Source organism: Vibrio sp. R12-SG2-ISO1 (assembly GCF_059834045.1).
Map to the genome: position 1 here is coordinate 15,680 of NZ_JCBDGO010000010.1, position 25,206 is coordinate 40,885.

General features: G+C 50.3%; 19 protein-coding genes and 8 tRNA genes. 5 read left to right on the plus strand and 22 right to left on the minus strand.

Annotated elements, in window-relative coordinates; translation table 11 throughout:
• Nucleotides 1-4: 4 nt before the first annotated feature.
• From AC6R10_RS09210 to pncC, 19 genes are all read right to left on the minus strand, one after another.
• A complete protein-coding gene (locus AC6R10_RS09210) occupies nucleotides 5-466 on the minus strand; it encodes a YqaA family protein (protein WP_334555098.1) in 462 nt (153 codons plus the stop codon).
• Nucleotides 460-1,410, minus strand: a complete 951-nt coding sequence (locus tag AC6R10_RS09215; RefSeq protein ID WP_500672063.1) for an NADP-dependent oxidoreductase — start codon at nucleotides 1,408-1,410, stop codon at nucleotides 460-462. The genes AC6R10_RS09210 and AC6R10_RS09215 overlap by 7 nt, the downstream gene beginning before the upstream one ends.
• A 117-nt stretch (nucleotides 1,411-1,527) precedes the next feature.
• A complete protein-coding gene (locus AC6R10_RS09220) occupies nucleotides 1,528-2,658 on the minus strand; it encodes a sodium ion-translocating decarboxylase subunit beta (RefSeq protein WP_334555096.1) in 1,131 nt (376 codons plus the stop codon).
• A 9-nt stretch (nucleotides 2,659-2,667) separates the two neighbouring features.
• Complete coding sequence (gene oadA / locus AC6R10_RS09225; RefSeq protein ID WP_500672064.1) at nucleotides 2,668-4,443, minus strand: sodium-extruding oxaloacetate decarboxylase subunit alpha; 1,776 nt, start codon at nucleotides 4,441-4,443, stop codon at nucleotides 2,668-2,670.
• A 31-nt stretch (nucleotides 4,444-4,474) separates the two neighbouring features.
• Nucleotides 4,475-4,732 carry an oxaloacetate decarboxylase subunit gamma gene (locus AC6R10_RS09230; RefSeq protein ID WP_334555094.1) on the minus strand — a complete coding sequence of 86 codons (258 nt, stop codon included), beginning with the start codon at nucleotides 4,730-4,732 and terminating at the stop codon, nucleotides 4,475-4,477.
• Between the two features lie 452 nt (nucleotides 4,733-5,184).
• Nucleotides 5,185-5,261: transfer RNA gene (locus tag AC6R10_RS09235), tRNA-Arg, on the minus strand.
• 71 nt (nucleotides 5,262-5,332) lie between these two features.
• A tRNA-Arg gene (locus tag AC6R10_RS09240) sits at nucleotides 5,333-5,409 on the minus strand.
• Between the two features lie 51 nt (nucleotides 5,410-5,460).
• Nucleotides 5,461-5,537: transfer RNA gene (locus AC6R10_RS09245), tRNA-Arg, on the minus strand.
• A 70-nt stretch (nucleotides 5,538-5,607) separates the two neighbouring features.
• Nucleotides 5,608-5,684, minus strand: a tRNA-Arg gene (locus AC6R10_RS09250).
• 51 nt (nucleotides 5,685-5,735) lie between these two features.
• Nucleotides 5,736-5,812, minus strand: a tRNA-Arg gene (locus AC6R10_RS09255).
• Nucleotides 5,813-5,896: 84 nt separating this feature from the next.
• Nucleotides 5,897-5,989 (minus strand) — tRNA-Ser (locus tag AC6R10_RS09260).
• Between the two features lie 24 nt (nucleotides 5,990-6,013).
• Nucleotides 6,014-6,090 (minus strand) — tRNA-Arg (locus AC6R10_RS09265).
• A gap of 65 nt (nucleotides 6,091-6,155) precedes the next feature.
• Nucleotides 6,156-6,248 (minus strand) — tRNA-Ser (locus tag AC6R10_RS09270).
• A gap of 181 nt (nucleotides 6,249-6,429) precedes the next feature.
• The gene (gene csrA, locus AC6R10_RS09275; RefSeq protein WP_009847619.1) at nucleotides 6,430-6,627 is read right to left on the minus strand and encodes a carbon storage regulator CsrA; all 198 of its coding nucleotides are present in this window, start codon (nucleotides 6,625-6,627) and stop codon (nucleotides 6,430-6,432) included.
• Between the two features lie 92 nt (nucleotides 6,628-6,719).
• Entirely contained in the window at nucleotides 6,720-7,907 is a 1,188-nt protein-coding gene (locus AC6R10_RS09280) for an aspartate kinase (protein ID WP_334555093.1), read from the minus strand.
• Between the two features lie 193 nt (nucleotides 7,908-8,100).
• The gene (alaS, locus tag AC6R10_RS09285) at nucleotides 8,101-10,683 is read right to left on the minus strand and encodes an alanine--tRNA ligase (RefSeq protein ID WP_500672065.1); all 2,583 of its coding nucleotides are present in this window, start codon (nucleotides 10,681-10,683) and stop codon (nucleotides 8,101-8,103) included.
• A gap of 133 nt (nucleotides 10,684-10,816) precedes the next feature.
• Nucleotides 10,817-11,281 carry a recombination regulator RecX gene (recX, locus tag AC6R10_RS09290; protein WP_500672066.1) on the minus strand — a complete coding sequence of 155 codons (465 nt, stop codon included), beginning with the start codon at nucleotides 11,279-11,281 and terminating at the stop codon, nucleotides 10,817-10,819.
• Nucleotides 11,282-11,451: 170 nt separating this feature from the next.
• The gene (gene recA, locus AC6R10_RS09295; RefSeq protein ID WP_334568429.1) at nucleotides 11,452-12,498 is read right to left on the minus strand and encodes a recombinase RecA; all 1,047 of its coding nucleotides are present in this window, start codon (nucleotides 12,496-12,498) and stop codon (nucleotides 11,452-11,454) included.
• Between the two features lie 180 nt (nucleotides 12,499-12,678).
• Entirely contained in the window at nucleotides 12,679-13,179 is a 501-nt protein-coding gene (gene pncC, locus AC6R10_RS09300; RefSeq protein WP_500672067.1) for a nicotinamide-nucleotide amidase, read from the minus strand.
• A gap of 72 nt (nucleotides 13,180-13,251) precedes the next feature.
• Between pncC and mutS the strand changes: the two genes are divergently transcribed.
• Entirely contained in the window at nucleotides 13,252-15,816 is a 2,565-nt protein-coding gene (gene mutS / locus AC6R10_RS09305) for a DNA mismatch repair protein MutS (protein WP_500672068.1), read from the plus strand.
• Between the two features lie 94 nt (nucleotides 15,817-15,910).
• On the opposite strand, the gene lptG is transcribed toward mutS, so the two are convergent.
• A complete protein-coding gene (lptG, locus tag AC6R10_RS09310; protein ID WP_334555074.1) occupies nucleotides 15,911-16,981 on the minus strand; it encodes an LPS export ABC transporter permease LptG in 1,071 nt (356 codons plus the stop codon).
• Nucleotides 16,982-16,984: 3 nt separating this feature from the next.
• Nucleotides 16,985-18,091 carry an LPS export ABC transporter permease LptF gene (gene lptF / locus AC6R10_RS09315; RefSeq protein ID WP_500672069.1) on the minus strand — a complete coding sequence of 369 codons (1,107 nt, stop codon included), beginning with the start codon at nucleotides 18,089-18,091 and terminating at the stop codon, nucleotides 16,985-16,987.
• Between the two features lie 191 nt (nucleotides 18,092-18,282).
• On the opposite strand from lptF, the gene pepA reads away from it, so the two are divergent.
• From pepA to AC6R10_RS09335, 4 genes are all read left to right on the plus strand, one after another.
• Nucleotides 18,283-19,791, plus strand: a complete 1,509-nt coding sequence (pepA, locus tag AC6R10_RS09320; protein WP_500672070.1) for a leucyl aminopeptidase — start codon at nucleotides 18,283-18,285, stop codon at nucleotides 19,789-19,791.
• A gap of 60 nt (nucleotides 19,792-19,851) precedes the next feature.
• Nucleotides 19,852-20,301, plus strand: a complete 450-nt coding sequence (locus tag AC6R10_RS09325; RefSeq protein ID WP_500672071.1) for a DNA polymerase III subunit chi — start codon at nucleotides 19,852-19,854, stop codon at nucleotides 20,299-20,301.
• A 171-nt stretch (nucleotides 20,302-20,472) separates the two neighbouring features.
• Nucleotides 20,473-23,346: a valine--tRNA ligase gene (locus AC6R10_RS09330; RefSeq protein ID WP_500672072.1), complete on the plus strand. Its 2,874-nt coding sequence runs from the start codon at nucleotides 20,473-20,475 to the stop codon at nucleotides 23,344-23,346.
• Between the two features lie 163 nt (nucleotides 23,347-23,509).
• The gene (locus AC6R10_RS09335) at nucleotides 23,510-24,223 is read left to right on the plus strand and encodes a substrate-binding periplasmic protein (protein WP_500672138.1); all 714 of its coding nucleotides are present in this window, start codon (nucleotides 23,510-23,512) and stop codon (nucleotides 24,221-24,223) included.
• A 1-nt stretch (nucleotide 24,224) separates the two neighbouring features.
• Here AC6R10_RS09335 and AC6R10_RS09340 read toward each other — a convergent pair whose 3' ends face one another.
• Nucleotides 24,225-25,184: a D-2-hydroxyacid dehydrogenase gene (locus tag AC6R10_RS09340; RefSeq protein ID WP_500672073.1), complete on the minus strand. Its 960-nt coding sequence runs from the start codon at nucleotides 25,182-25,184 to the stop codon at nucleotides 24,225-24,227.
• Between the last annotated feature and the right edge of the window lie 22 nt (nucleotides 25,185-25,206).

Below are 25,206 nucleotides of genomic sequence, written 5' to 3' on the forward strand. Positions count from 1 at the left end.
TCTCCTAGAAAAGTCCAAAATAAAGCGCAGCTAACGCGCTGTAACGTAATGCCTTACCTAGCAAAATAAGCCAGCAACATGGCCAAAAACGCATTCTCAGCCACCCAGCGGCTAAGCAGAGAGGATCGCCAATAATCGGCAGCCAACTGAGCAGCAATGACCAATAGCCGTACTTTTGCAGCCAAGCTACGGCTTTATGACCGTGTTTTTCATCTTGAGTTCGATTTGGTAACCAGAGCCCGAGCCAATAATTGGTGAGCCCGCCCAAGGTGTTACCTAGGCTGGCAACGACGATCACCATCATAGTGGAGAATTGATTGAGACTGAGGGTGGCGACGAGCCCCGCCTCGGAGCCACCCGGCAGCAGAGTCGCACTGAGAAACCCTGTGATGAAGAGTACCCACAGAGCCGAATCAGAAAACCACAATGCGACCGACTGAAATGCGTGATTAAACGCGTCTAACATTGCATATCAAGCAAGACTTTCCCGCGCGTTCTGCCTGTCTCGATTTGTCGATGTGCATCAGCGACATTATCCATTGGGTAGACGTGCTGGATTTCCGTTTTAAGTAAGCCAACGCTAACCATATAGACGAGGGCATCTAACTGTTCAGGATTTGGGTCGACCAGCATCCCGGTCGCCTCAAAACCCAGCATCTTGGCTTTTTCGCAAATCATCTCAGCACTGATGGTCGGGACCGTAACGACGGTCGCGCCATCTTTTAGGCATTTTAGCGCATCTAATGCGGCGTCACCGCCCACTAGGTCAATCAAGACATCTACGTCTTCAACGCGCTCAGAGACCGGGGCAAACTGATAGTTGACCGCATGTGCGCCCAATGTCGCCAAGTAATCCAAATTGGCTTCCGAACAGGTGGTAAACACTTCCGCTTTCGCCGCGAGCGCCACTTGTACAGCGATGTGCCCAACCCCGCCAGCCCCCGCAAGAATAAGCACGCGTTGCCCTTCTTTGACGCCGGCTTTATCCAGCGCCTGAACAGCGGTTTGCCCAGCCAAAGGCAGAGCGGCAGCCGCCTCCAACGTGATGGCATCAGGCACTAAGGTTAGTAGCGTCTCTGGTACGGCGACATACTGGCTGTAGCCTCCACCTTGCAAAGGAAAGCCAATAAATCCCGCCACTTTATCGCCAACAGCAAAACGCTGCGCGTCATCGCCCGCTGCGATGATCTCTCCCGCGATATCGTAGCCGGGCACCCAAGGGAGGTTGTCTTTGTTTTGCGCGGCAGCCCAACCGAGCCCTGCACGGGTTTTTACGTCGATAGGGTTAACCCCAGCGAATGCCACTTTAACCAACACTTCGCCGGCTTGAGGCTGAGGCACCGCTGAAGATTGAATCGCTAAGACATCCGGCTCGCCAAATTTCGTGATTACGATTTGTTTGTTTTCCATGTGTACTTTCCCTATCGATAAAAAAAGGGATGCGAAAGCATCCCTTTGAATATATACCAATTCTTAGTGAGAAGTTAACCGAACTGTCGCAATTTCGCCTTGCGTCACTCCCTCGACCTATTGAACCAGTGCCAGCAATATACCGGCAGCCACGGCCGAACCGAGCACGCCGGCCACGTTCGGGCCCATCGCATGCATCAGCAAGAAGTTTTGTGGGTTGGCTTGCAAGCCGACTTTATTCACCACGCGCGCAGCCATAGGTACCGCCGATACACCAGCAGCACCAATCAATGGGTTGATGTCCTCTTTTGACAGCTTATTGAGTAGCTTCGCCATCAAGACACCGCCTGCGGTACCGATACTGAAGGCAACCGCACCCAGCGCCAAGATCCCCAACGTTTCGATGTTGAGAAACTCTTGTGCTTGAAGCTTGGAGCCGACACCCAGACCAAGGAAAATGGTCACTATGTTGATCAACTCATTTTGCGCCGTTTTCGATAAACGCTCCACCACGCCAGCTTCACGCATCAAGTTACCTAGACAGAACATACCCACCAACGGCGTCGCCGCTGGCAGAAAGAGGATCGTCATCAACAAGACCGCCAATGGGAACAGGATCTTCTCTGCTTTACCCACATGACGCAGTTGCGCCATTTGGATCTTGCGCTCTTCAGGCGTAGTCAGCGCTTTCATAATCGGCGGCTGAATGATCGGCACTAACGCCATGTAGCTGTAGGCTGCCACGGCAATCGCGCCGAGCAGATCGGGCGACAATTGGCTGGCAAGGAAAATCGCCGTTGGACCATCTGCACCACCAATAATGGCGATCGAGGCCGCATCAGGCATACTAAATTCCATACCCGGCACATAGTTAAGCAAGATCGCACCAAACAAGGTAGCGAAAATACCAAACTGCGCCGCAGCACCTAGCCACAAGGTTTTAGGGTTCGCGATCAAAGCGCCGAAATCCGTCATCGCGCCCACACCCATAAAGATCAACAACGGGAAAATACCCGATTCGATCCCCACGTAGTAGACGTAATAGAGCAAACCGCCCTCTTCGGTAAAACCCGCATTCGGAATATTCGCTAAGATCGCACCAAAGCCGATCGGCAGCAGCAGCAATGGCTCAAAACCTTTGCGGATAGCCAAAAACAGCAGCACACAGCCGACCAAGATCATGCAAATCTGGCCAAATTCGAAGTGAGCGATCCCTGTCTCTGACCACAGAGTCATTAAACCTTCCATGTTACTCCCTTACGCCAAGCTTAATAACGGGGCGCCTACCGTCACGGCATCACCTTCTTTGACATGCAGATCTTGGACGATGCCAGCACGCGCCGCGCGGACTTCGGTTTCCATCTTCATGGCTTCTAAGATGAGTAGGACATCACCTTCTGCCACTTCAGCGCCGCTTTGTACGTTCACTTTGAAAATGTTACCCGCCAGTGGTGCTGGCACTGTTTCGGCATTGCTTTCTGCCGCAGGTGCAGGAGCCGACGACGCCGATTTCGCTGGTGTGACGGAGCTGAGCTGACCTTGAGGGCCCACCTCAACATCGTACACTTGGCCATCGACCTTAACGCTGTAGGTTTCAATTCCACCTTGAGCGGCAACGCTAGGGGCTGCAACAACAGGCTCTTCTTTACCCGGCGCAGGCTCAAACGCATCTGGATTACGACGGTTTTTAAGGAACTTCAGCCCCACTTGTGGGAAGAGTGCGTACGTCAATACGTCATCAACGGTGTCTTGCGCCAACGCGATACCTTCCGCCTTCGCTTTTGTCAGTAGATCGTCAGTGAGGGTGTCCATCTCATCAACCAAAAGATCCGCAGGGCGGCAAGTGATCGCTTCCGCGCCATCCAGCACTTTCGCTTGAAGTTCTGCATTAAGCTCTGCGGGCGCTGCGCCATACTCGCCTTTGAGTATGCCTGCCGTTTCTTTGGTAATGCTCTTGTAACGCTCGCCAGTAAGCACGTTGATCACCGCTTGGGTACCAACGATCTGTGAGGTTGGGGTGACGAGAGGAATGTAGCCAAGATCTTGACGAACACGTGGGATCTCTTCCAGCACTTCATCAAGACGATCCGCGGCACCCTGCTCTTTAAGCTGGCTCTCCATGTTGGTCAACATGCCGCCAGGTACTTGAGCAATCAAGATACGAGAATCGACGCCTTTCAACTGACCTTCAAATTTCGCGTACTTCTTACGAACCTCGCGGAAATACGCCGCAATAGGTTCAAGCTGATCCAACTTGAGGTTTGTGTCGCGCTCTGTCCCTTCTAGCATTGCCACCACAGTTTCTGTTGGCGTATGGCCATAGGTACAGCTCATCGAGGAGATCGCCGTATCGAGAATATCCACGCCCGCCTCTACCGCTTTCACTGCCGTGGCCGTAGATAGACCAGTCGTCGCGTGACAATGGAGAGCCAATGGAATGTCCGTTGAGGCTTTAATGCGCGTGATCAGCTCTTCGGCTTCGTAAGGCTTAAGCAATCCAGACATATCTTTAATACAGAGAGAATGACAGCCCAAATCTTCTAAGCGCTTGGCCAGATCCACCCAAGTATCGGCGTTGTGCACAGGACTGGTGGTGTAAGAGAGCGTACCTTGAGCGTGCGCACCCACATCGACGGTTGCTTTGACCGCTTTCTCGAAGTTTCTCACATCGTTCATGGCGTCGAAAATACGGAACACATCCATACCATTGGCATGGGCACGCTCGACGAATTTCTCCACCACATCATCCGCGTAGTGGCGATAGCCCAATAAATTTTGTCCACGCAGTAACATCTGCATCGGCGTGTTTGGCATCGCTTGTTTCAATGCGCGCAGACGCTCCCAAGGATCCTCTCCTAAGAAACGGATACAGGCATCAAAGGTGGCACCGCCCCATGTTTCTAAAGACCAATATCCAACTTTATCGAGCTCAGCTGCGATAGGTAACATATCTTCAAGGCGCATACGGGTCGCAAACAGCGATTGATGGGCGTCACGAAGTACCACGTCGGTTAACGCTAGTGGTTTAGACATGCTCATTAACTCCTTTTAATCCAGTCCAATACTAATTTGCCGTCTTGGTGCGATATTGATGCACCGCAGCGGAGATCGCCGCTACAACAGTCGGGCTCACCGTAGAAGAGCTGGGTTGAACTTTATTATTTTTAAGTGGGGTGGCGATCGGCTCTGGCACCTCTTCGGGGACCAGTTTCGACATCAGCCGAACGAGATAGACAAGAATAGTGAGGAACAGAAACACAACCGTCATCCCTGTTAACATCAGGGCGGCCGCGTCTACTAGCAGGCTTCCAACATTTTCCATTTTTGCATCCTTTCTTTGTCATCCTGACAAGGAGATAGGCCTCAATGTGGACGTCATTATCCTAAGAGTCGAATAAAAAGTCCTTATGGCCTAATAAAACCAGCGCAAAGCCGGCCCATCATTGTTCAGGATAAACCGTTTAATCCCGACAAGAGGTTTAGGATTATCTCGATTGGCTAAACTTTGTCAATTTTGATTCCTGCACTCTTGAGGATAATGCACATTTCTAAGGACGAACACGTCTTACAAATCACATAAATCTGCAATTTCACCGTATCCGAGCACAAATAACTGCTGATTTTATGACGTTATTGCAAATTTGGAGCAATTACTGGGATAGACTTAATGTTTCACAAAAAACTTCATAAAAAACATCAAGTTGTAAATGGAAGGTTGGAATAATATTGCGAAGATGTTAAAAAGCCCCGTTATCACTAGCGGGGCTTATAATATGGCGCGCTCGGAAGGATTCGAACCTTCGACCGCCTGGTTCGTAGCCAGGTACTCTATCCAGCTGAGCTACGAGCGCGCATTCTTCTCATTACGAGAAATTTGTGACTATTGGGACATCAATAGTGGTCGGGCTATTGCCCTAAAGAGTGGCGCGTCCTGGAGGATTCGAACCTCCGACCGCCTGGTTCGTAGCCAGGTACTCTATCCAGCTGAGCTAAGGACGCGTCGGTTTCACTGACTTTGGCCTATTCGCCATCATCAATCAAACGTTATAGTGGCGCGCTCGGAAGGATTCGAACCTTCGACCGCCTGGTTCGTAGCCAGGTACTCTATCCAGCTGAGCTACGAGCGCGCAATGTTCTCATTACGAGAAATTTGTGACTATTGGAACACCAATAGTGGTCGGGCTATGCCCTAAAGAGTGGCGCGTCCTGGAGGATTCGAACCTCCGACCGCCTGGTTCGTAGCCAGGTACTCTATCCAGCTGAGCTAAGGACGCGTCGGTTTCACTGATTTTGGCCTATTCGCCATCATCAATCAAACGTAATAGTGGCGCGCTCGGAAGGATTCGAACCTTCGACCGCCTGGTTCGTAGCCAGGTACTCTATCCAGCTGAGCTACGAGCGCGCAATATTCTCATTACGAGAAGGTTGTGAAGTATATCACACAAATTTTCGTCTAAAACAAAAAAATTGACCAAAGGCCAATTAATGGCGGTGAGGGAGGGATTCGAACCCTCGATACGGCTACAAACCGTATACTCCCTTAGCAGGGGAGCGCCTTCAGCCTCTCGGCCACCTCACCGTTTTATTCCCTGGTAAGGAAATATGGCGCGCTCGGAAGGATTCGAACCTTCGACCGCCTGGTTCGTAGCCAGGTACTCTATCCAGCTGAGCTACGAGCGCGCAATGTTTTCCGCTGTTCTTCCAAAGAACGCTTTAAACGAATGCTCTAACGAGCAGTGCAAGAATGGCGGTGAGGGAGGGATTCGAACCCTCGATACGGCTACAAACCGTATACTCCCTTAGCAGGGGAGCGCCTTCAGCCTCTCGGCCACCTCACCGTCTTGCGGAGGCACATATTACGATTTACCAAAAATATGTCAAACACTTTCTTGGCAAAAACGCCATTTTGTCCGCCAACCGTTGGGTATTTAATCAAAGCGATGTTAATTCGCTCTTTTCATTCACTTTGTCACAGTTGTCGATACAAAAAAGGCTGACAATCGTCAGCCTTTTCACAGGTTAGTAGTTACCTGGTGCAACGTTACCGTTGCCTTTTTCCGCTTGAATTCGCATGTAGATTTCTTCGCGGTGAACGGATACTTCTTTCGGAGCATTGACGCCGATACGTACCTGGTTACCTTTTACACCCAGTACAGTTACTGTTACTTCGTCACCGATCATTAGAGTTTCGCCCACTCGGCGAGTTAAAATTAGCATTCTGTGCTCCTTGAGTAATCTCTGATTTATCTTGCTACTGGGTTATTATCCAACAAAAGGGTTATTTACGTAAACTCTATTGTTGTGACTAATCAACCCCAAAAGGCATGTTTTTCTAAGCAGTCGATCGCCTTTGCAGAAGTGATGTAATGCTCATGCAGTACATTAGCCGCTTTATCAACAGACTCAGGTTCCACCACCAAAGTTAACGATTGCGGGTTAATCGATACATGAATCACGTCAATGGCAACTTCTGACAATAACGCACACGACTGTTCTACCAATCCTTCGACATGCAAACCTACTGCGGTGAGTAAGCTAACAGACCCACTATTGCGGATTTTGTCTTTGAAAACCAGTTCCAGTTTAGAGTATGCGTCCTCTTTTAACACCACGTCGACCCATTCTGCATGCTCGATCACATTCCAGAGATGAATACCTAACATTAAACACTGTTTCTTCAGGCTCTCAAGTGACTCTTTTTCAATACTGATCAGACGCATATCTCGCTGCAGCGCAATACCACAAACCGCATCTTGGCACTCTTCCCCTTTGACTAAGCTGCCAGGGTTAGTGTCAAAGGTCGATAACACACGCAGAGGTACATTGTGTTGCCATGCGTACTGTACAGAGGGCAAGTGCAACACCTTCGCCCCTTTACGTGCCATCTCTTCCATGGATGGGAAGTCGATCACTTCTAGCTTTTTCGCGTTGGCCACAACACGAGGGTCACAGGTATATATGCCATCCACATCGGTAAAGATTTGGCACTCATCGGCTTGCAAAGCGCCCGCCAGAGTCACTGCGCTGGTGTCCGAACCGCCACGTCCCAGTGTGGTGATGTCCCCTTTTTCATTGATCCCCTGAAAACCAGCCACGACCACAATATGGTCTTCCGCCAGCAGTTCATCGATAAGTTGGGTATCAATCTGTTTAATCGTCGCATCATTGTGAACATTATCCGTCACAATACCTGCTTGTGCTCCGGTAAGTGAACGGGCCGGATAGCCAAGTTTATTGAGCGTCATCGCCAATAAAGCCATCGATACTTGTTCACCAGCAGAGAGCAAAACATCAAGTTCTCTCGCCGTCGGTACGCTGTCTACCTGCTTCGCCAAATCCATCAATCGATTGGTTTCACCAGACATCGCAGACACCACGACAACCACTTGATTACCATCATTTTTCGCGTTAATGATGTGTTTGGCTACCGTATGAATTCTCTCAATAGAACCCACTGAGGTTCCGCCAAACTTTTGCACGATAAGGGGCTTTTTCACCAGTCTTCACCTTCCCAAGACTATGTCTCATTAGGACTGCATTCAATGCGTTGAATATTGTTTGCAGTAGTTAAAACAAAAACCAAGCGGCTTATAGGCTTGATTCATCAGGCCCAATTAAACCACTTGGCTTACAAAAATAAATTACGCCCAATCAAACTAATGATTGAGCGTGATAATTACTCTCGCGATTTTAGAGGCGCTCTTCCAGCCACCCTTGAACGGATTCAAGCGCTTTCGGTAGTGCCGACACATCCGTACCACCGGCTTGAGCCATATCAGGGCGACCGCCGCCTTTACCACCGACTTGTTGCGCGACCATGTTGACCAACTCACCCGCTTTTACTTTGCCGATGAGATCTTTGGTCACGCCTGCGATAAGGCCGACTTTGTCATCGTTGATGTTCGCCAGCATAATGATGCCACTGCCCATCTGATTTTTGACATCGTCTACCATAACGCGCAGATTTTTGTTGTCCGCACCTTCTAGTGCTGCAATCAGGACTTTAGTACCGGCAATATCCTGTACTTTACCCATGATGTTGGCACTCTCGGCTGCAGCCATCTTCTCTTTGAGCTTCTGGATCTCTTTTTCCAAAGATTTGGCTTTCTGCGCAGATTCCGCCAGCTTCTCTTCGTACTTCGCCGCTTGAGCTTCAATCGCATCTAACGCCGCTTCACCCGTTACCGCTTCAATACGACGGATACCCGCTGCAATACCACCTTCTGACGTGATCTTAAAGAGACCAATATCACCCGTATTAGCCGCGTGGATACCACCACACAATTCGGTCGAGAAGTCACCCATCGATAGTACACGCACTTCATCATCGTATTTTTCGCCGAACAGAGCCATTGCCCCTTTCTTCTTCGCCGACTCGATGTCCATGATGTTAGTTTCAATCGTATGGTTGCGACGAACCTGAGCATTAACTACGCGCTCCACTTCTTTCAGTTCAGTCGCGGTTACCGCTTCTAAGTGAGAGAAGTCAAAACGAAGGTTCTCAGGTTTAACCAGTGAACCTTTTTGCGTGACGTGCTCACCAAGGACTTGGCGCAGCGCGGCATGAAGTAAGTGCGTGGCTGAGTGGTTGAGAGAGATAGCCGCACGACGCTCAGCGTCAACCAGCGCTTCAACGTGATCGCCTTTCGCCAGTACACCTTCAGCCAGAACGCCGTGGTGCGCAATCGCATTACCCAACTTCTGGGTATCTTCGACTTTGAATAGGCCTGATTCTGTTTTCAGAACACCCGCATCGCCACATTGACCACCAGATTCTGCATAGAAAGGCGTTTCACCCAGGATGATGATCGCTTTGTCACCTGCCGATAGAGATTCTGCCACTTCACCTTCAACGAAGATTTCAGCCACATGGCTCTTACCTTGAGTGCCGGTGTAACCGCAAAATTCGGTTTCCGCTTCCGTTTTAATGGTTGCGTTGTAATCCGTACCGAATTGGCCAGCTTCACGTGCACGCTGACGCTGCTCTTCCATCGCTTTCTCGAAACCTGCTTCGTCGATGGTGAAATCACGCTCACGAGCCACGTCGTTAGTTAAGTCAGCCGGGAAGCCGTATGTGTCGTAAAGCTTAAATACGGTCTCGCCATCAAGCTCTTTACCTTCAAGTGCATCCAGTGCTTCATTGAGGATAACCATGCCACGCTCGAGTGTGCGGCCAAAGTTTTCTTCCTCAATGCGAAGTACTTTCTCAACAACCGCTTGTTGCTTCTTAAGTTCGTCAGCGGCGCTGCCCATCACTTCTGCCAAAACGCCGACAAGCTTGTAGAAGAAGACGCCTTTGGCACCTAGCTTATTACCATGACGCACAGCACGACGAATAATACGACGCAAAACGTAACCACGGCCTTCGTTTGAAGGCATCACGCCATCTGCGATTAGGAATGAACAAGAGCGAATGTGGTCAGCAATCACGCGTAGCGATTGGTTTGAAAGGTCTTCGCAACCGACCACTTCTGCCGCCGCTTTGATGAGCTTTTGGAATACATCGATTTCGTAGTTTGAATGAACGCCCTGCATGATGGCAGAAATACGCTCAATACCCATGCCCGTATCAACAGCTGGCTTAGGTAGTGGCTCCATCGTACCGTCAGCATGACGGTTGAACTGCATGAATACGTTGTTCCAGATCTCGATGAAACGGTCGCCATCTTCTTCAGGCGTACCCGGACGGCCCCCCCAAATGTGCTCACCGTGATCGTAGAAGATTTCGGTACAAGGACCGCATGGGCCCGTATCACCCATGGTCCAGAAGTTGTCTGACTCGTATTGCTTACCGCCCTCTTTGTCACCAATGCGTACGATACGATCGACGGGAACACCTACTTTTTTGTTCCAGATTTCAAATGCTTCGTCATCGGTCTCGTAGACAGTGACTAAAAGACGATCTTTTGGCAATTGCAATGTTTCGGTCAGAAACTCCCAAGCGAACGCAATGGCATCTTCTTTGAAGTAATCACCAAAACTGAAGTTACCGAGCATTTCGAAGAAGGTGTGGTGACGAGCCGTGAAGCCGACGTTCTCTAGGTCATTGTGTTTACCACCCGCACGTACACAACGCTGAGCCGTAGTTGCTCGCGTGTAGGCACGTTTTTCTGCGCCCAAGAAGCAATCTTTGAATTGGTTCATGCCTGCGTTAGTAAATAGCAGGGTTGGGTCGTTATGCGGTACTAACGATGAACTTTCTACGATTTGGTGTCCTTTGCTTTCAAAGAACTTGAGGAACGCGTTACGAACCTCATCAGTGCTCATGTACATGCAGCTCTTCCTGAAAATAGTCGAGTTAGAATTTTGCCGTATTGTAGATCATGCAGTCAGCTACGACTAGTTTTCTTGAAAAAATGCCGCCGTTGACGCTACTTCACGCTTAGATTGATGAAAGCGTGTTGAATTAAGAGTCACAATGGTCGTTTAAGGCGTAACTGATTTGTTCAAAGCTATATCCACGATACTGTAGGAAACGCACTTGTTTAGCGTACGCTTTTTGATCTTGTGCTTTGATGCCTTTGAATTTTTTCTCTGCCGCAAGCTTGGCAAGCTCAAACCAGTCTTGAGGTTCTTCCTCAAGGGCTTGATTGACTGTCGACTCAGCCACTCTTTTTTGTTGCAGCTCTTGGCGAATTCGACGCTCACCATGGCCTTTGTAAACCTGTTGGCGAACCTGGCTCTTGGCATAACGCAGGTCATCGAGATAGCGGTGCTCTAGGCAAAAATTCACCGCCTCTTGAACGTCGGCGTCCTTATAGCCTTTGAGGCTTAACTTCTGTTGCAGCTCATGCACGCCGTGATCTCGGCGGCTAAGCAATTGCATCGCAGCTTCTTTACTGGACAGTGTCGGAGGTTGACGTTGATACATAATCGCACAGTGATCCATGACAAGTGAGAGGATGATTCAGTGACTCTCGAATTCAGTAACTCTCGAGAAGATACCGCCTACTTTTCATATCGAGAATGTAGCGAACATTGAGAGTACAAGAAACGACAAAGCCCCGCATAAGCAGGGCTTTGATGAATGACGCTAAAAGCTTATAGCTCTTCTTGCTCTGGCGCTTGGCCAAATTCTGGCTCTTCAGCTGGGATTTCAGCCGGAGAAAGCAGAAGGTCACGCAGCTTTTTATCCAGTGTTTTCGCCGCTTCAGGGTTCTCACGCAGGAACTTACACGCGTTCGCTTTACCCTGACCGATCTTGTCACCGTTGTAGCTGTACCATGCACCGGCTTTTTCTACCATCTTGTGTTTCACGCCAAGGTCAATAAGCTCGCCTTCACGGTTGAAACCTTGACCGTACATAATTTGCGTTTCAGCTTGCTTAAACGGCGCAGCAATCTTGTTCTTAACCACTTTGATGCGCGTCTCGTTACCGACCACTTCATCGCCTTCTTTGATAGAACCCGTACGACGGATATCAAGACGGACAGAAGCGTAGAATTTTAGTGCGTTACCACCCGTGGTGGTTTCAGGGTTACCAAACATCACACCGATCTTCATACGAATCTGGTTGATGAAGATACACATACAGTTAGATTGCTTAAGGTTACCCGTCAACTTACGCATTGCTTGTGAAAGCATACGCGCTTGAAGACCCATGTGGCTGTCGCCCATTTCGCCTTCGATTTCAGCCTTTGGTGTCAAGGCAGCAACGGAGTCAATGACCATCACGTCAATCGCTCCAGAACGTGCGAGCGCGTCACATATTTCAAGCGCTTGCTCACCTGTGTCTGGCTGAGACACTAATAACGCATCGATATCCACACCCAGTTTTTTCGCGTAGACAGGGTCAAGCGCGTGCTCGGCATCAATAAAGGCACACGTTTTACCTTCACGTTGCGCAGCGGCAATCAGTTCAAGCGTTAAGGTTGTTTTACCTGATGATTCAGGGCCGTAAATCTCAACGATACGACCCATTGGTAGACCACCTGCACCCAGTGCAATATCAAGAGAAAGAGAACCAGTAGAAATCGTTTCCACATCCATTGCGCGGTTGTCACCAAGGCGCATGATTGAACCTTTACCGAATTGCTTTTCAATCTGGCCTAGCGCAGCGGCGAGCGCTTTCTGTTTGTTATCGTCCATTACTTTCTCCAAAACTTTCACCTGAAATCAGGTAAAAATGAATACTTTCTTCAAATCGGGGATGGCCCGAACACTCTATAAATGCCATTATACTGTTGATTCATACAGTGTCTATAGCTGATCAACGTTTTTTTGAAATTCAATCGTATGCTATTGATAAATAATAATTAACTGTTTTAGCTACGACGTTTTCACTCTCTGTTGCAACTCTTTATACAGCACTTCTAAAGCGGTTTCGACCGCAGCGGAGCGAACTGCGTCACGGTTCCCATTAAAATGGCGCGTCTCGATTTTTTGCCATGAGTGACGGTCACACCAAGCAAAACAGACCGTGCCTACCGGCTTCTCTTGTGTTCCGCCTCCTGGGCCCGCGATGCCGCTAATCGCTATCGCGATGTCTGCCCGTGAATGAGCCAATGCTCCCTGCGCCATTTCGCGCACCGTCGGTTCGCTCACCGCGCCATATTGTTCCAAAGTATCGGCACTCACGCCCAGCATCTCAATTTTCGCTTCGTTGCTGTAGGTGACAAACGCTCGATCGAACCACGCTGAGCTGCCAGCGATGTCTGTGATCGCTGTCGCGACACCGCCACCGGTACAGGACTCTGCGGTCGTTAGCACCAAGCCATGTTGAGCCAAGGCTTCCCCAACTTGGTGAGATAAATTTTGTTTGCTTTGCATCCTTTGCACCTTTTACCCATTTGGTGATTCACGTATCCTAAGCCGCAATAACCACAAACGAAAGATGTAACCGTGAAAGCAGAACAAAAACATACCCCAATGATGCAGCAGTATCTCAAGTTAAAGGCAGAGAACCCTGACATTCTGCTCTTTTACCGCATGGGGGATTTTTATGAACTGTTTTACGATGACGCAAAACGCGCCTCGCAATTGTTAGACATTTCCCTCACTAAGCGTGGCGCGTCAGCCGGTGAGCCCATCCCGATGGCGGGCGTGCCTTTCCACGCGGTCGAAGGCTATCTCGCCAAGCTGGTTCAACTCGGTGAATCCGTTGCAATTTGTGAGCAGATCGGAGATCCAGCCACCAGCAAAGGCCCTGTGGAGCGTAAGGTAGTGCGCATCGTGACACCCGGCACAGTGACCGATGAAGCCTTACTCTCTGAACGGATCGATAACTTGATTGCCGCGATCTACCATCACGATGGTCGATTCGGCTACGCGACGCTCGATGTGACTTCCGGTCGCTTTCAGTTGATGGAGCCGCAAAGCGAAGAAGCGATGGAGGCAGAGCTGCAGCGCACTTCGCCAAGAGAGCTTTTGTTCCCTGAAGATTTTGAGCCCGTGCATCTGATGTCTTCGCGCAGTGGTAATCGCCGCCGACCAATCTGGGAGTTCGAGCTCGATACGGCCAAGCAGCAGCTCAACCAACAATTTGGCACGCGAGATTTGGTCGGCTTTGGTGTTGAACATGCCAAACTGGGCCTCTGTGCCGCTGGCTGTTTGATCCAGTACGTCAAAGATACGCAACGCACCGCCCTGCCTCATATTCGCTCGCTGACGTTTGATCGCCAAGATCATTCGGTGATCTTAGACGCGGCGACAAGACGCAATTTGGAAATCACGCAAAACCTCGCGGGCGGCACCGACAACACGTTGGCTTCCGTACTCGATCACACCGCAACCCCTATGGGCAGTCGAATGCTCAAACGTTGGTTGCACCAACCGATGCGCGATATCGACACGCTCAATCAGCGTCTCGATGCCATCACAGAACTTAAGCAGCTCGCGCTCTTTACTGAGTTGCAGCCCGTACTCAAACAAGTGGGCGACATTGAACGCATTCTTGCACGCTTAGCGCTACGCAGTGCTCGACCTCGCGATATGGCAAGACTGCGCTTTGCCATGCAACAGTTGCCAGAGCTCGCTGATGTGATGAAAAGTGCAGAGCATCCTTACCTTAAAAAGCTCGCCCAGTATGCTGCGCCGATGGATGAGGTCTGCGAACTGCTTGAGCGCGCCGTTAAAGAAAATCCGCCCGTCGTCATTCGTGACGGAGGGGTGATTGCACAAGGCTACGATGCAGAGCTCGATGAATGGCGTAAATTGGCCGATGGCGCCACCGAATACCTGGACCAACTTGAGCAAGAAGAGCGCGAACGTCACGGCATTGATACATTGAAAGTCGGCTACAACAATGTGCACGGCTTCTTTATTCAGGTCAGCCGTGGCCAAAGCCACCTTGTGCCGCCTCACTATGTTCGCCGCCAAACGTTAAAAAATGCCGAGCGCTATATCATTCCAGAGCTGAAAGAGCATGAAGACAAGGTCTTAAACTCCAAGTCAAAAGCACTGGCGCTCGAGAAGCAGTTATGGGAAGGCCTGTTTGATCTGCTGCTGCCTCATTTAGAGCAGATGCAAAATCTGGCCTCAGCATTGTCACAAATCGATGTGTTGCAAAACCTAGCAGAGCGCGCTGATAGCCTCGACTACTGCCGCCCGATACTCAATGGTGAGATTGGTGTTCATATCCAAGGCGGTCGCCATCCAGTGGTGGAGCAGGTAATGGATGAGCCGTTTATTGCCAACCCCACAGAACTGACGCCACAACGTAAGATGTTGATCATTACCGGGCCTAACATGGGCGGTAAATCGACCTACATGCGCCAGACCGCCCTTATCGCTTTGATGGCGCATATCGGCTCCTATGTGCCCGCTGAATCGGCAACCATAGGCTCGATTGATCGTATATTTACCCGTATTGGCGCCTCCGACGATCTGGCCTCTGGGCGCTCAACCTTTATGGTCGAAATGACAGAAACCGCCAACATCTTGCACAACGCCACGGAGCGCAGCTTAGTGTTAATGGATGAAATTGGCCGTGGCACCAGTACCTACGATGGCTTGTCGCTTGCTTGGGCAAGCGCTGAATGGCTTGCCAAAGAGCTCGGGGCGATGACTCTGTTCGCCACCCACTATTTTGAATTAACAGAGCTGCCCAACCAGATCGCAACCTTAGCCAACGTCCACCTTGATGCGGTGGAGCATGGCGATAGCATTGCCTTTATGCACGCGGTGCAAGAAGGGGCGGCAAGTAAATCCTACGGTCTCGCCGTTGCCGGGTTAGCTGGCGTACCAAAAAGTGTCATCAAGCAAGCACGGGCTAAATTGCAGCAGTTAGAATCAATCTCGTTAACCGATGCGCCAGCACCTGCGCGATCTGGCGTTGATGTGGCTAACCAGCTCAGCTTGATCCCCGAGCCGAGTGAAGTGGAGCAGATGCTGGCCAATATTGACCCTGATGATTTAACGCCTCGACAAGCGTTAGAAGCGCTGTACCGTTTAAAGAAACACCTCTAAAGCTCGTTACACTATCAAGCCTACAGACAACAAGGCCTCCCGAATTTGGGAGGCCTTGTTGTTAACATGCTAGTGAAAGATCACGCCCCGTGGGCTACAACTTACGGCGTAACAGCAACAGCGCAATGGTCAAGAACACCACGCTCGGCATCACCGCACCAAAAACAGGCGGAATGCTGTACACCAAGCTGAGCGGGCCAAAGAATTCACTCGAGATGTAAAAGGTGAAGCCGGCCACCACACCCGATAAAATGCGTGCGCCCATGGTGACACTGCGCAGCGGACCAAAGATAAACGACAGCGCCATCAACATCATCACGGCAATGGAGAAAGGCTGCGTGACTTTACGCCACAGCGCCAATTCATAGCGTGAAGAGTCCTGCTCTGAGGCTTTTAAGTAGGTCACGTAATCGTACAAGCCACCCAGTGACAACTCTTCAGGTTTCACCGTTACCACGGCGAGCTTGTCGGGGGCGAGTGACGTCGTCCAACGATACTCGGGCAGCGCCGTTTTATTGATCTCGACATCGTCCATCATTTCCGTCACTTGGACCTCTTTCATGAGCCAAGTGTTGTCGGACAGGTAATCCACTTTGTTGGCGTACACGACGGTTTGCAGCTTTTTATCGCTGTCAAATCGCCACATGTTCATGCCATAAATCGTGTCGTCTTCGACTTTACCCATAAAAATAAAATCGTTGGCATCACGCGCCCAAACACCAGTGCGCACAGACATAATCGCACCACCAGAGGTGGCAAACGCTCGTAAGTCACGCGCCATTTTTTGCGCTTGCGGTGCGCCCCACTGACCGAGCAACGTCACCAGCACCATTAACGGCACTGCGGTTTTGAGCACCGACAAACCGATATCTAACTTCGAATAACCCGACGCCTGCATCACCACAAGCTCGGAGCTTGAAGCCAGCATACCAAGCCCTATCAAAGCGCCAAGCAATGCCGCCATTGGGAAAAACATCTCGACGTCACGCGGAATACTGAGGACGACAAAAAACAGCGCTTGCAACAAGTCATAGGTGCCACTGCCGACCTTACGCAACTGCTCGACATATTTGATGATGGCCGACAAGCCAACAAACGTAGCCAACACCAGAGACGTCGTGGCAATAATGGTTCTACCTATGTAGAGATCAAGAATCTTAAACACGACTTACGCTGCCTTCTTTTTTCTTTGTCTGAGTCTATCTTTAAAGCGACGAACCGCAATACTGTCCATCGAGTTGATGCCCACTGCGGTCAGCAACAACGCCGCGTTAATTGGCCACATGCCGATCATCGTAGGAATAGAGCCATCTTCAAGAGCCGATTTCGTCGCACTGATGGCTAAGAAGTAGGCCAAGTAAATCAATATCGCCGGCCCCATTTTCGCGAAGCGCCCTTGACGTGGGTTAACCGCCGATAACGGCACCACCAGCATGGTAAGCAAAGGGATACAGACCACTAACGAGAGGCGCCATTGTAACTCCGCTTGTGCGCGTCGGTCAGGGTTGGAAAACAGCTCCATAGTCGGAATTGCTTCCCAGTCACGCCCTTTCGCTTTCACATCGCGCTGACCAATCAGTCCCTCGTACTGATCAAACTCAGTGATCATATAATCCACACGCGTTGGCACCCCTTCATAGCGTGTACCGTCATACATGCGAATAACCTGACGCCCATCGCTCAGCTCTTTCACTTCACCAGATTGAGAGAAAGAGACGCTCGGTAAAATGGAGTCTCTCGGGCGCATTTGTGCGACGAAAACGTGTTTGAGTTTTTTACCGTCTATATCATCAATAAACACAACAGATGATCCATCCGGCGTACCTTGGAAGTGGCCTTTTTTGAGGAGGTCAACGCTATTTTCCGCTTCGACTTCTTCTTGCAATTGAATCAGCTTTTCTTGGCTGTAAGGCGCAAAAACAAACGCGTTGGCGGCGGCAATTAACCCGGTGATCACCGCCAAGTACAAAGCGGCGCGAATGAGGAATTTGTTGCCAATCCCCGTCGCGTTCATCACGGTAATTTCACTTTCTGCGTAGAGACGGCCAAAGGTGAGAAGAATGCCTAAGAATAGACTGAGCGGCAGCATCAAAAGCCCCATTGATGGCATGCTTAAGCCGACATAGTGCATGACCAAACTTGCGGGGATATCACCATCGGATGCATCGGCGAGCACTTTGATCAGTTTTTGGCTGAGAAACACCAAAAACAGGATAAAAAATATCGCTAATTGGCTCTTGAGTGTCTCGCGGATCAAATATCTAACAATAATCACGCTGAAATTACCTATACAAAACTTGTTTTTTTAATTGAATCACTATAATTTCCCGATGAACCTTTTGTTTTTAAATTTTTTGGCTAATTGTTAACGCGCTTATTTAAAGATAGTTCCGGTGTAGGAATCAACAAGTAAGACGCCATTATCTAACATTTAGTTCGATTTGTCTTCAGGATGTAGGAGTACGCATGGAGTTCAGTGTAAAGAGTGGCAGCCCAGAGAAACAACGTAGCGCATGTATCGTTGTCGGGGTGTTTGAGCCACGTCGCCTTTCTCCAGTTGCTGAGCAGCTAGATAAAATCAGCGATGGCTATATCAGTTCACTACTTCGCCGTGGTGATCTAGAAGGAAAACCTGGGCAGATGCTACTTCTGCATCAAGTACCTGGTGTGTTGTCTGAGCGTGTTCTGCTTGTCGGTTGCGGCAAAGAGCGCGAGTTGGGTGAACGTCAGTACAAAGAGATTATCCAGAAAACCATCAACACCTTGAACGAAACGGGCTCTATGGAAGCGGTGTGCTTCTTGACTGAGCTGCATGTGAAAGGTCGTGATACCTACTGGAAAGTGCGCCAAGCGGTCGAAGCGACCAAAGATGGCCTCTACACCTTTGATCAGTTTAAGAGCGTCAAGCCTGAAACTCGTCGCCCACTGCGCAAGTTGGTGTTCAACGTACCGACGCGTCGTGAGTTGAACTTGGGTGAAAAAGCGATCGCGCACGGCTTGGCCATCTCGTCGGGCGTCAAAGCGTGTAAAGATCTTGGCAACATGCCACCCAACATTGCGAACCCAGCTTACCTCGCCTCTCAAGCGCGCCGCTTAGCGGACGACTACGAGACGATTACGACAAAAGTGATCGGCGAAGAAGAGATGGAAAAACTGGGGATGAACTCTTACCTAGCGGTAGGCCGCGGTTCAAAAAACGAATCGATGATGTCAATCATGGAGTACAAGGGTAACCCAGACGCACAAGCTAAGCCTATCGTATTAGTCGGCAAAGGTCTGACGTTCGATTCAGGCGGTATTTCACTCAAGCCTAGCGAAGGTATGGATGAGATGAAATACGACATGTGTGGCGCTGCCTCCGTGTTTGGCACCATGAAAGCGCTCGCGAAACTCAACCTGCCTATCAACGTGATTGGTGTGCTGGCCGGCTGTGAGAACATGCCAGGCAGCAACGCTTACCGTCCGGGTGATATCCTAACCACAATGTCAGGTCAAACGGTCGAAGTATTGAATACCGATGCCGAGGGCCGTTTGGTTCTGTGTGATGCACTGACCTACGTTGAGCGCTTTGAACCAGAATGTGTCGTGGATGTCGCCACCCTCACTGGTGCGTGTGTGATAGCACTGGGTCACCACATCAGTGGCGTGATCTCAAACCATAACCCGCTGTCTCACGAGCTTATCAACGCTTCTGAGCAAGCGAGCGATCGCGCATGGCGCTTACCGATGGCCGATGAGTACCATGAACAGCTGAAAAGCCCATTCGCCGATATGGCGAACATTGGTGGTCGTCCTGGTGGCACCATTACTGCCGGCTGTTTCTTGTCGAAATTTGCGAAGAAGTACAACTGGGCTCACATCGATATCGCGGGCACTGCTTGGAAATCTGGCGCAGCGAAAGGCTCAACAGGCCGACCAGTCTCTATGCTTGTCCAGTTCCTGCTCAATCGCAGCGGTCAAGATACTGAGGAGTAATCCTCAACCACATCGAAGGGCCGCAAGGCCCTTTTTTGTATAAAGGCATCAGCAAATATCATGGCTAACGCGACCTTTTATCTGATTCAATCGGATTCTCCCCAAGCCACCCCTGAGGGGTTGGATGCGTATGCGGTCTTTTTGGCGCAGCACTTTGCCAAACAAGGGGCAAAAGTGTACGTCAACTGCCAGCACAAAGCCCACGCGGAAGCCCTTGCAGAGCGGTTTTGGCAAGTGGAACCTGAGCAGTACATCGGCCACAACTTGGTAGGAGAAGGCCCCAAGTATGGCACACAGATTGAGATCGGCCATCAGCAGGTCCGCCCTTCTTGGCATCGCCAGTTGGTGATAAATTTGGCTGAAAATGAGACAACCTTTGCGCATCCGTTTACAGAGGTGGTAGACTTCGTCCCTTGCGACGAAAAAGCCAAGCAGCAAGCGCGAGAACGGTATAAAATTTACCGTCAATCGGGCTTTCAAATGCAAGCGATCGCACTCGAACACCACTGATCGTCAATCCTTATAGTTAAGCTCTCTTTTCAGAGAGTTCACTTATAAAGATTGACCTAGATTTACCATTAACCAGAATCAAACCTCCAAGGGGTAGAACGTAGGCTGGCCCTAATCATTAGGTGAATGCACGCCGCCTAGGTTCCATCATCACGAGGCAAAATGAGCGCTATGGAAAAGACATACAACCCAACTTCAATTGAACAAGCTCTATACCAGGCTTGGGAAGAAAAAGGCTACTTTAAGCCGCACGGCGACACGACGAAAGAATCATACAGCATCATGATCCCGCCACCGAACGTCACCGGTAGCCTTCACATGGGCCACGCATTCCAAGACACCATCATGGATACCTTGATCCGTGCCGAACGTATGAAGGGCAAGAACACCCTTTGGCAAGTCGGTACTGACCACGCGGGTATCGCCACACAGATGGTGGTTGAGCGTAAGATCGCGGCAGAAGAAGGCAAAACCAAGCACGATTACGGCCGTGATGCGTTCATCGACAAAATCTGGGAATGGAAAGGCGAATCAGGTGGCACCATCACTAAACAGCTGCGTCGCCTAGGTGCTTCTGTCGACTGGGACCGTGAACGTTTCACTATGGATGACGGCCTATCAAACGCCGTTCAAGAAGTGTTCGTGCGCCTCTACGAAGATGACCTCATCTACCGTGGTAAGCGTCTGGTTAACTGGGATCCTAAACTGCATACCGCAATTTCTGATCTTGAAGTTGAAAACAAAGATAAAAAAGGCCACATGTGGCACTTCCGCTATCCACTAGCGGATGGGGTGAAAACGGCAGACGGCAAAGACTACATCGTTGTCGCTACCACTCGTCCAGAGACGATGCTGGGTGATACGGGCGTTGCGGTGAACCCAGAAGATCCTCGCTACAAAGACTTGATCGGCAAAGAGATCCTGCTTCCTATCGTTGACCGCCGCATCCCTATCGTCGGTGATGAGCACGCGGACATGGAGAAAGGCACAGGCTGTGTGAAAATCACCCCTGCGCACGACTTCAACGACTACGAAGTGGGTAAGCGCCACCAGCTACCGATGATCAACATTCTCACCTTTGATGCCAACATCCGTGACGCAGCCGAAGTGTTTAACACGAATGGCGAAGCGAGCGATGCTTACTCAACAGAGATCCCGGCTAAATACCAAGGGTTGGAGCGTTTTGCCGCGCGTAAAGCCATCGTAGCGGAATTTGAAGAGATTGGCCTGCTAGACGAAATCAAAGACCACGACCTCACCGTGCCATACGGCGACCGTGGCGGCGTGGTCATCGAACCTATGCTGACCGACCAATGGTATGTGCGTACTGCTCCTCTCGCAGAAACCGCAACTAAAGCCGTGGAAGACGGTGAAATCCAATTCGTACCTAAGCAATACGAAAACATGTACTTCTCTTGGATGCGTGACATTCAAGACTGGTGTATCTCTCGTCAGCTTTGGTGGGGTCACCGTATCCCTGCATGGTACGACAACGACGGCAATGTCTACGTTGGTCGCACTGAAGACGAAGTGCGTGAGAAGAACGGCCTAGCACCGGTTGTGGTACTGCGCCAAGATGACGACGTACTGGATACCTGGTTCTCTTCTGCACTGTGGACGTTTGGCACACAAGGTTGGCCTGAAAACACCGATGACCTGAAAACATTCCACCCTTCAGATGTGCTGGTCACCGGTTTCGACATCATCTTCTTCTGGGTTGCTCGCATGATCATGATGACGATGCACTTCTGTAAAGATGAAAACGGCAAGCCACAAGTGCCATTTAAAACGGTATACGTTACTGGCCTCATCCGTGACGAGAACGGCGACAAGATGTCGAAGTCTAAGGGTAACGTGCTTGACCCAATCGACATGATTGACGGCATCGACTTAGAGTCTCTAGTTGAGAAGCGCACCGGTAACATGATGCAGCCTCAACTTGCCGCGAAGATCGAAAAGAACACGCGTAAGACGTTTGAAAACGGCATCGAACCCTACGGTACGGATGCACTGCGCTTCACTCTTGCTGCTATGGCTTCAACTGGTCGTGACATCAACTGGGATATGAAGCGTCTGGAAGGTTACCGTAACTTCTGTAACAAGCTATGGAACGCGAGCCGTTACGTGCTGATGAATACAGAAGATCAGGATTGTGGCTTCCATTCATCTAACGAACAGGCAGGTGAGATCGAGTACTCACTCGCAGACAAGTGGATCGAGTCTCAGTTTGAGCTAGCAGCGAAAGAGTTCAATAGTCACATTGATAACTTCCGTCTGGATATGGCAGCAAACACGATTTACGAATTCATCTGGAACCAATTCTGTGACTGGTACCTAGAGCTCACTAAGCCGGTTCTTTGGAAAGGGAACGAAGCACAGCAACGTGGTACACGTCGCACGCTGATCACCGTTCTAGAGAAGACGCTTCGTCTTGCGCACCCAGTGATCCCATACATCACAGAAACTATCTGGCAGAGCGTGAAACCACTGGTTGACGGTGTTGAAGGTGACACAATCATGCTTCAAGCGCTTCCTCAGTTCGACGAAGCGAACTTCAACCAAGCAGCACTGGATGACATCGAGTGGGTGAAGTCATTCATCACTAGCATCCGTAACCTACGTGCGGAGTACGACATCAACCCAGGTAAGCCGCTTGAAGTGATGCTAAAAGCCGCAAACGCGGAAGACGCAGCTCGTCTAGAAGCGAACAAGCAAGTTCTTGTTTCCCTGGCGAAGCTTGAGTCTGTACGTGTACTGGAAGCGGGTGAAGAAACGCCAGCATGCGCAACGGCATTGGTTGCTAAGTCGGAGCTAATGATCCCAATGGCGGGCCTAATCGACAAAGACGCAGAGCTTGCTCGTCTAGATGGTGAAATCAAGAAGACACAAGGCGAAATCAAACGTATTGAAGGCAAGCTAGGTAACGAAGGCTTCGTGGCTAAAGCACCAGAAGCAGTGGTGGCCAAAGAGCGTGAGAAGCTAGAAGGCTACAAAGAAACGCTCGTGAAGCTTGAAGAGCAAAAAACGACGATTGCCGCACTGTAAGTGCACAAATCAAGTCTGGGAGGCTGGTCATGATGACCAGCCTTTTTTATGTCTTGCTCTTTATCGACTGAGAACTAAAGTTAAAGTAAAAGCGACAAAGGAGTGACTTGTGCACGCGCTCGCAGTATCCCTTTCTAGTGCCCTGTTCGCATTGTGGTTCGCCATGAGTGCCTACGCCGCGGCTGAAACCAATAATGGTGAATTGAATAATGATGAAGACAATAAGATTGTCAAAATCGCCGCAGGTGAGTGGCCACCTTTTATCGGCCAAGAGTTGGAAGAGTTCGGTTTTGTCGGAAAAACCATTGAGCAGGCGTTTGCTACACAAGGCTATCAAGTCGAATTCCACTTCTTTCCTTGGAAGCGGGCCTACAAAGAAGCGAGTGAAGGCGAATTTGTCGCCACCGCGATCTGGATGTTTGCCCAAGAGAGAACCGAGCATTTTTACTTCAGCGAACCAGTGGCACAGGAGGAATTTGTTTTCTTTCATCGCAAAAGTGATGACTTTTCTTGGCAGCGTTTAGAGGATTTAGAGGGTAAACACCTTGGCGGTGGGCTGGGCTACAGCTATGGTGAACAACTGGATGCACTGATCGAGGATGGGCATGTCACCATGCACCGCGTCGCCGACCCTACCAAAGCGTTTCAATTTCTCAAATATCGCCGGGTTGAGCTCGTGCCAGAAGAGAAACACATCGGTCTATTTACGCTCAACAAACTCCCCTATGAAACCCAGGCTCTGATCAGTTTTCACCCTAAGCCATTTTTGACTAATAGTAATTATTTGATGTTCTCCAAAGCGCACCCCGATGGCGAAAAGCTGCTGCGTGTCTTCAATCAAGGCTTGAATCAATTGAAGGCCAGCAGCAGCGAGTAAATCACACCACGCGATTTTGCTCTCGACCGTCAAGAAATGCGTCGATGTTATCAATAAGAATGTCGGCGAGTTTCTGAATCGCGGAGTCGCTACCCCAAGCAACGTGTGGTGTAAGCAGCAGGTTTGGGAGCGAAATATTCGCCAACAAAGGGTTACTCTCATCGGCTGGCTCACTCGTGAACACATCGACCCCCGCCGCCCCTATCTGACCAGACGTCAACGCCGACACCAATGCATGTTCATCAACCAATCCCCCTCGCCCAGTATTGATCAATATCGCGCTCGATTTCATCAAGCCCAGCTCTGGCTCACCGATGAGGTGAAAGGTCTCATCACTCAGTGGACAGTGCAAACTCACCACATCCGCTTGAGAAAGCGCCGTCTCAAACGGGACATAGCCCTCACGGCACTGATGTTCACCCTTATGCTCAGCAAAGATCACGTGCATACCGACCGCACTGGCCAGTTGCGCGGTAGCGCGTCCTAATGCCCCGCCGCCCACAATCGCAAGGGTTGCCCCTGCTACATCCCTTATCGGGTGGGTAAAAAAGCAGAACTGCTTGTTGCGCTGCCACTCCCCTTGGGCAATGTCGTGATGGTAGGCACTGAGGTGACGACTCAAGCTAAAGATCATACCCAGCACGTGCTCAGGTACCGATTGGGTGGCGTAACCTTGAACGTTGGTCACCGCTATGCCTAGGCGGCGACACGCTTCAATATCAAGGTTATTGTATCCTGTCGCCGAGACGGCGATGAGTTTGAGTGAAGGAAGCTGCGCAAGCACCGCTTCATCGAGTACCACCTTATTGGTGATCGCGACAGTGGCGCCTTGCAGGCGCTTAACTACTTGTTCTGGTGCGGTGAAGTCGTAAGCTTGCCAAACGTGCGGATGGCGAGGGGTTGGCAAGGTGATTTGACTTGGAATGGTGGCTCGGTCAAGAAAAACAAGGTTGGGCAGCATAAGGTCTCCTTCAACTGCCCAC

Excerpts from the sequence above, each read along its gene's own strand:
- AC6R10_RS09210 (WP_334555098.1), bottom strand. The coding sequence starts at position 466 with ATGTTAGACGCGTTTAATCACGCATTTCAGTCGGTCGCATTGTGGTTT.
- AC6R10_RS09215 (WP_500672063.1), bottom strand. The coding sequence starts at position 1,410 with ATGGAAAACAAACAAATCGTAATCACGAAATTTGGCGAGCCGGATGTC.
- AC6R10_RS09220 (WP_334555096.1), bottom strand. The coding sequence starts at position 2,658 with ATGGAAGGTTTAATGACTCTGTGGTCAGAGACAGGGATCGCTCACTTC.
- oadA (WP_500672064.1), bottom strand. The coding sequence starts at position 4,443 with ATGTCTAAACCACTAGCGTTAACCGACGTGGTACTTCGTGACGCCCAT.
- AC6R10_RS09230 (WP_334555094.1), bottom strand. The coding sequence starts at position 4,732 with ATGGAAAATGTTGGAAGCCTGCTAGTAGACGCGGCCGCCCTGATGTTA.
- csrA (WP_009847619.1), bottom strand. The coding sequence starts at position 6,627 with ATGCTAATTTTAACTCGCCGAGTGGGCGAAACTCTAATGATCGGTGAC.
- alaS (WP_500672065.1), bottom strand. The coding sequence starts at position 10,683 with ATGTACATGAGCACTGATGAGGTTCGTAACGCGTTCCTCAAGTTCTTT.
- recX (WP_500672066.1), bottom strand. The coding sequence starts at position 11,281 with ATGTATCAACGTCAACCTCCGACACTGTCCAGTAAAGAAGCTGCGATG.
- recA (WP_334568429.1), bottom strand. The coding sequence starts at position 12,498 with ATGGACGATAACAAACAGAAAGCGCTCGCCGCTGCGCTAGGCCAGATT.
- pncC (WP_500672067.1), bottom strand. The coding sequence starts at position 13,179 with ATGCAAAGCAAACAAAATTTATCTCACCAAGTTGGGGAAGCCTTGGCT.
- pepA (WP_500672070.1), top strand. The coding sequence starts at position 18,283 with ATGGAGTTCAGTGTAAAGAGTGGCAGCCCAGAGAAACAACGTAGCGCA.
- AC6R10_RS09325 (WP_500672071.1), top strand. The coding sequence starts at position 19,852 with ATGGCTAACGCGACCTTTTATCTGATTCAATCGGATTCTCCCCAAGCC.
- AC6R10_RS09330 (WP_500672072.1), top strand. The coding sequence starts at position 20,473 with ATGGAAAAGACATACAACCCAACTTCAATTGAACAAGCTCTATACCAG.
- AC6R10_RS09335 (WP_500672138.1), top strand. The coding sequence starts at position 23,510 with ATGAGTGCCTACGCCGCGGCTGAAACCAATAATGGTGAATTGAATAAT.
- AC6R10_RS09340 (WP_500672073.1), bottom strand. The coding sequence starts at position 25,184 with ATGCTGCCCAACCTTGTTTTTCTTGACCGAGCCACCATTCCAAGTCAA.